This window comes from Streptomyces sp. NPDC058045, assembly GCF_042885635.1.
Classification (GTDB): Bacteria; Actinomycetota; Actinomycetes; order Streptomycetales; family Streptomycetaceae; genus Streptomyces.
This window is the reverse complement of the sequence record NZ_JBHVRR010000016.1, coordinates 119,145-125,218: the sequence shown is the minus strand read 5'-3', so window position 1 is coordinate 125,218 and position 6,074 is coordinate 119,145. Positions and strand designations below refer to the sequence as shown.

Annotated in this window: 5 protein-coding genes; 4 read left to right on the top strand and 1 reads right to left on the bottom strand. The window is 73.5% G+C overall.

The features are described 5' to 3' along the window. Nucleotides 1–304: 304 nt before the first annotated feature. Together ACFVST_RS13185 and ACFVST_RS13180 are read left to right on the top strand one after the other, a co-directional pair. Nucleotides 305–1,621: a DUF6986 family protein gene (locus ACFVST_RS13185; RefSeq protein ID WP_390149876.1), complete on the top strand. Its 1,317-nt coding sequence runs from the start codon at nucleotides 305–307 to the stop codon at nucleotides 1,619–1,621. A 99-nt stretch (nucleotides 1,622–1,720) separates the two neighbouring features. Further along, nucleotides 1,721–3,430 carry a serine/threonine-protein kinase gene (locus ACFVST_RS13180; RefSeq protein ID WP_390149874.1) on the top strand — a complete coding sequence of 570 codons (1,710 nt, stop codon included), beginning with the start codon at nucleotides 1,721–1,723 and terminating at the stop codon, nucleotides 3,428–3,430. 40 nt (nucleotides 3,431–3,470) lie between these two features. Here the strand turns inward: ACFVST_RS13180 and ACFVST_RS13175 are convergent, their stop codons facing one another. After that, entirely contained in the window at nucleotides 3,471–4,505 is a 1,035-nt protein-coding gene (locus ACFVST_RS13175; protein ID WP_390149872.1) for a LacI family DNA-binding transcriptional regulator, read from the bottom strand. A gap of 134 nt (nucleotides 4,506–4,639) precedes the next feature. Between ACFVST_RS13175 and ACFVST_RS13170 the strand changes: the two genes are divergently transcribed. Together ACFVST_RS13170 and ACFVST_RS13165 are read left to right on the top strand one after the other, a co-directional pair. Next, a complete protein-coding gene (locus ACFVST_RS13170) occupies nucleotides 4,640–5,587 on the top strand; it encodes an ROK family protein (protein WP_390149871.1) in 948 nt (315 codons plus the stop codon). Between the two features lie 115 nt (nucleotides 5,588–5,702). Next, a complete protein-coding gene (locus tag ACFVST_RS13165) occupies nucleotides 5,703–6,068 on the top strand; it encodes a hypothetical protein (RefSeq protein WP_390149869.1) in 366 nt (121 codons plus the stop codon). Nucleotides 6,069–6,074 lie beyond the last annotated feature (6 nt).

The following is a 6,074-nucleotide window of genomic DNA, read 5'->3' as shown; positions in this document are numbered from 1 at the left end:
TCGACCTCGTCGACTACGGCATCGTCGGCGACCTCTTCACCGTCCTCCCCCAACTCACCCAGGAGATCACCACCCGCAAGGGCTGACCCCCACCACAACCCATACGACACCGGGGCCGCGCGGGCACACCACCGTGCGGCCCCGACCCGTGCCGGGCACCATTGACGCCGGTCTGGCCGCTCCCTTAACTTCATTATACGGATTGTTGATTCCGCAGTGCGGAAAAATCGCGGTCCTTCAAGGACGTCCAAGGACGTCTCCGTGACGTCGCCACGACGTCCAGCAGAATGCGGAGGATGCCGGAATGGGTCAGCAAGAGCAGGTGGCGACGAGCCTCGCGGCCAAGGTCACCGAGGAGATCAGCGCCTCCCTCGCACCGGTCGACGCGGAGCTCGAACGCCGCTTCCCGGGAGACCCCGGCACCCGCCAGCCCGTGCACACCGTCTATGTGCCCGCCGACGACTTCGACGCCGACACCATCCGCTCCTGGGGCGACCGGGCACTGGCCGCCCTGGACGAACACGCCCCGGACGCCGCCTCGTTCGCCCGCGTCCTCGGCCTGAGTGACGAGTTGGCCGAGCCCGTCTACAGCAGGGTCCGCGCCAAGCTGGCGGACGAGCCCGTCGAAGACCTCCGTATCGACTTCGAGGACGGCTACGGCAACCGCTCCGACGCCGAGGAGGACGCCGAGGCGGCCCGCGCGGCCCGACTCGTCGCCCAGGCCTTCGCCGGCGGCACCTCCCGGCCGGAGACCGGGGGGCCGACCACCGCCCCGTACATGGGGATCCGGATCAAGTGCCTGGAGGCCCCGGTCCGGGACCGCGGCATCCGCACCCTCGACATCTTCCTCACCGGACTCGTCAACGCCGGCGGCCTGCCCGACGGACTCGTCCTCACCCTCCCCAAGGTCACCTACGTCGAGCAGATCACCGCCTTCGTACGGCTCCTCGAAGCCTTCGAGCAGGCGCACGGGCTGGAGGCCGGACGGCTCGGCTTCGAGATCCAGATCGAGACCAGCCAGTCCATCATCGGCCCGGACGGCGGCGCCACCGTCGCCCGCATGATCCACGCCGCCGAGGGCCGCGCCACCGGGCTCCACTACGGCACCTTCGACTACAGCGCCTGCCTCGGCGTCAGCGCCGCATACCAGGCCAGCGACCATCCCGCCGCCGACTTCGCCAAGGAGGTCATGCAGGTCGCCGCCGCCGGCACCGGCGTCCGGGTCTGCGACGGCTCGACCAACGTCCTGCCCGTCGGCTCCTCCGCCCAGGTCCACCAAGCCTGGCGCCTCCACCACGGCCTCACCAACCGAGCCCTGGCCCGCGCCTACTACCAGGGCTGGGACATGCACCCCGGCCACCTTCCCACCCGCTACGCCGCCGTCTTCGCCTACTACCGCGAGGGCTTCGAGGCCGCCGCGTCCCGCCTCGCCGCCTACGTCAACAAGTCCGGCGGCGACGTCCTGGACGAGCCCGCCACGGCCAAGGCCCTCAGCAACTACCTGCTGCGCGGCCTGGTCTGCGGTGCCCTGGACGACGCCGAGGTCACCCGCGCCACCGGCCTCACCCGCCCCGAACTGCAGCAACTGGCCCGCCGCGGCCACCTCACCACCGCGCGCTAGCACCACGGCGGACGCCCCACCCAGCCCCGTCAGTCCCGCCCCGTAAGCTCGCCTAGGCTGGGGTTCGCAGGACCGCACGGGACACAGGAACGGGGCGTCGTGTCGGGGGAGTACGGACAGAGCGGGGACACCGGCCGGCTGCTGGCCGGCCGGTACCGTGTCATCGCGCGGCTGGGGCGCGGCGGGATGGGCATCGTGTGGCGGGCCCGCGACGAGGCACTCGCACGCGAGGTCGCCGTCAAGGAACTGCGCACCTTCAGCGACGCCGCCGCACCCGAACTCGCCGACCTCAGACTGCGGATGCAGCGCGAGGCCCGCGCCGCCGCCCGGGTCCGCCACCCCGGCGTCGTCGCGGTGTACGACATCGCCGAGGAGGACGGCCGCCCCCTCATCGTCATGGAACTCGTCGACGGCCCCTCCCTCGACGACGTACTCAACGAGCGCGGCACGCTCGATCCGCTGGAGGCCGCCGCGCTCGGGGCGGAGGTACTGGACGCGCTCGCCGCCGCCCACCGCGCCGGAGTCCTGCACCGCGACGTCAAACCGGGCAACATCCTGCTGGAACGCGGCGGCCGCGTCGTCCTCACCGACTTCGGTATCGCCGCCATGGAGGACCCGGGCGACGGCGCCGGCACCCACCTCACCCGCAGCGGCGAACTCGTCGGCTCCCTCGACTACCTCGCCCCGGAACGCGCCCAGGGCCACACCCCGGGCCCCGCCTCCGACGTATGGGCGCTCGGCGCCACCCTCTACGCCGCCGTCGAGGGCAACTCGCCCTTCCGCCGCACCTCCACCTGGTCCACCCTCACCGCCATCGTGGTCGAACCGCTGCCCGAGCCCCGCCGGGCCGGGCCCCTCACCGGGGTACTGCGGCAGCTCATGGCGAAGGACCCGGGGACCCGCCCGGACGCCGCGGCCGCCGCCGAGCTGCTGCGTGCCGTCGCCGCGGGCGAGGACGGCGATGTGCCCACCACCGCCCTCCGCACCACCGCGCCCGCCCCGCACGACGCCACCGCCCCCACCACTCCGCTGCCCCCGCCCCCGCCCGGCTTCGGCCCGCCGCAGGACCCGGGCGCCGAAACCTGGGCCGCGCAGCCGGTCCCCGTACCGCTGCCCGTTCCGGTGCCGCAGCCCATCACCGCGCCCGCCGCCGTACCAGGCCAGGACGCCCCTGCCTCCCGGCGCCGCGGGCGGGTCCTGCTCGCCGTGGCCGCCGTCATCGCGGTGCTCGCCGCCGCCGGTACGGCCGTCGCCCTGCTCGGCGACCGGGACGACAAGCCCACCGTGGCCGCCACCGCACCTCCAGACAGCCCCGGCGCCAGCCGCGGCACCCTCGACGGCACCCGGGAGAGCGACGCCCCGAGCCCATCCCCGCACCCGACCCGCGGCCACCCCTCCACCGGCAGCTCCGAAGGCGGCGGCACCCCCGACCCCGACCGCACCCACGACAAGCCCGACCAGCCCACCCGCTCCGCCACCCACCACCCCACCCCCACCCGCACCGGCGGCTCAGACCCCGAGCCGCCCGCCGCCTGCCACGCCATCGGCGGCGGCAAGTACAACTGCGAGGTCTGGCGCCGCGCCGCCTCCTACACCGCCTCCGGAACCAAGGTAGGCACTCTGAACAGCGGCACCAACTACTTCTTCTGCCAGCAGAATCTCGGCCGCCGCGAGACCTCCGGCCAGTGGACCAATGTGTGGTGGGCCAAGACCGACGACGACAGCGGCAACAGCGGCGTCTACGTCAACGTCGTCAACGTCCGCGGCGGCCGGAACGACGCACCCGTACCGGGCCTGCCCACCTGCTGAACGCCGCCCCGCACGCCCGGAGTTGATCGGCCGGGACGGGTCACCCGGCGGGGATCTCGCCCGAGCCGCGGGTGATCAGCCGCGTCGGGATCTCCACCCGCTCCGGTGCCAGCGGCGCCCCGTCCAGCCGCCGGAACAGCCGCTCCGCCGCCGTACGCCCCAACTGCGCCGGGTCCTGCGCGACCACCGTCACCCCGGGGTCCAGCAGGTCCGCCAACTCGAAGTCGTCGAAGCCGACCAGCGCCACCGGCCGCCGCAACTCCGCCAGGACCCGCACCACCGTCACCGTCACCCGGTTGTTCCCCGCGAAGACCGCCGTCACCGGCTCCGGCGCGGACAGCATCTCCTCGGCCGCCCGCCGCACCCGCTCCGGATCGGTCGCCCCCAGCGACATCCACGCCTCCCGGACCGGGATCTCCGCGTCCTCCATCGCCGCCCGGTAGCCGCGCAGCCGCTCCGCGGCGGTGTGGATCCGCGGCTGGTCGCCGATGAAGCCGATCCGCCGGTGCCCGTGCGCCACCAGATGCGCCACCCCGGCGCGGGCGCCGCCGAAGCTGTCCGAGAGCACCGCGTCCGCGTCGATCCGCCCGGCCGGGCGGTCCACGAACACGGTGGCTATGCCCGCCCTGATCTCCGGCTCCAGATAGCGGTGGTCGTCCCCGGCGGGGATCACCAGCAGCCCGTCCACCCGGCGTGCGCACAGGGCGAGCGCCAACTCCTGTTCCCGCTCGGGGTCTTCGGCGCTGGAGCCGTTGATGAGCAGTGCCCCGTGCGCCCGCGCCACCTCCTCCACGGCGCGGCTCAGCGGCCCGTAGAAGGGGTCTGCCAGATCCTCAAGTACCAGGCCGACGCTGGCGGTTCGGCCCTTGCGCAGGACGCGGGCGCTGTCGTTGCGGCGGAAGCCGAGCGCCTCGATGGCCTCCTGGACGCGGCGCTCGGTGTCCGGGGTGACGCCCGGTTCGCCGTTCACGACCCGGGAGACCGTCTTGAGACCGACGCCGGCGCGGGCCGCCACGTCCTTCATGGTCGGACGGTTGCCGTATCGCTTCTCGGCCCGGCGGGCGGTGTCGGCCACGATGTCCCTGTCCTCGTCCTGTCGTCCTTGTGCTTGTGGCGTCGAGCATAGAGCCTGGACAACGTTGTCAGTGACGGGGGAGACTTGACCGGCGTAATCTCCGGCCTGCCCTTTCACCAGGAGTCCTCACACTGATGCACACCGACCTCGTCGCCGCGCTGGACATCGGCGGCACCAAGATCGCCGGAGCGCTGGTCGACGACCAGGGCCGGATCCTGCTCCGCACCCGGCGTCCCACCCCGGCGCGGGAGAACGGTGACACGGTGATGCAGGCCGTGCGGCGGGTGCTGGACGAGCTGGTGGCCTCCCCGCTCTGGCCCCGCGTCAGCGGTGTCGGTATCGGCAGCGCGGGACCGGTGGACGCCACCGCCGGCACCGTCAGTCCGGTCAACGTGCCCGGCTGGCGCGACTATCCACTGGTCGAGCGGGTCCGGGGGACCACCGGGCCGCTGCCGGTCGAACTCGTCGGCGACGGCGTCGCGATGACCGCGGCCGAGCACTGGCAGGGTGCCGCCCGCGGCCATGACAACGCGCTGTGCATGGTGGTCTCCACCGGCGTCGGCGGCGGGCTGATCCTCGGCGGGCGGCTCCACCCGGGGCCCAGCGGGAACGCCGGCCATATCGGCCACATCAGCGTCGACCTGGACGGCGACCTGTGCCCGTGCGGTGCCCGCGGCTGCGTGGAGCGCATCGCCAGCGGGCCCAACATCGCACGCCGCGCCGTCGAGAACGGCTGGCACCCGGGCCCCGACGGCGACCGCACCGCGGCCGCGGTGGCCGCTTCGGCGCGCGCCGGTGACCCGGTCGCGGCGGCCTCCTTCGCCCGTGCCGCGCAGGCCCTCGCGGCGGGAATCGCGGCCACGGCCACCCTGGTCGAGATCGACATCGCGGTCATCGGCGGCGGAGTGGCCAAGGCGGGCGAGGTCCTCTTCGCCCCACTGCGACGATCCCTGCGGGACTACGCCACGCTCTCCTTCGTCCGGCGCCTCACGGTGGCCCCGGCCCGTACGGGGACGGACGCCGGACTGGTGGGCGCCGCGGCGGCGGCGCGGGGAGCCGAGGCGGCAACCCCGGTTCCGTAGGCGGCTGTTGGGCGGTGCGCGGGGTCCGTACTGGTCACCCCTGACGCCCGCTTTTTCGACCGCACTGTCGCAGCCTCCGCAGTGGGGCGTTACGGTCCTCGCGGAGGTGGTGTCCGTGACCGGGGCGACCGAGCCGTATCTGACGTTGGACAGCGGCGGCCTGCTGTCGAAGTGGGGCTTCAACGACGGCGATCCGCCGGACGTCTGGCTGGACTACTGCGCGGCCCACGGCATCGACGACACCGAAGTGGCCTTCCCGCTCGTCGAGTTGGTGCGCACCTTCCTGCTGCCGAGGATCGAGCAGACCGTCACCGTGGTGGAGATCGGGACCGCCCACAATCCCATCCGCGTGGACACGGTCGACGGCGTCGACGTCACCGAGGTCTGGTTCGGGAGGGCACCGGCGCCCTTGCTCACGCCCGACGAAGTCGACGTACCGATGACCGAGGTGCTGCGCCTCGCTCTCGCCAAGGCCGGGTAGGCCCAA

Coding starts and splice junctions, on each gene's coding strand:
- ACFVST_RS13185 (WP_390149876.1), top strand. CDS start 305: ATGGGTCAGCAAGAGCAGGTGGCGACGAGCCTCGCGGCCAAGGTCACC.
- ACFVST_RS13170 (WP_390149871.1), top strand. CDS start 4,640: ATGCACACCGACCTCGTCGCCGCGCTGGACATCGGCGGCACCAAGATC.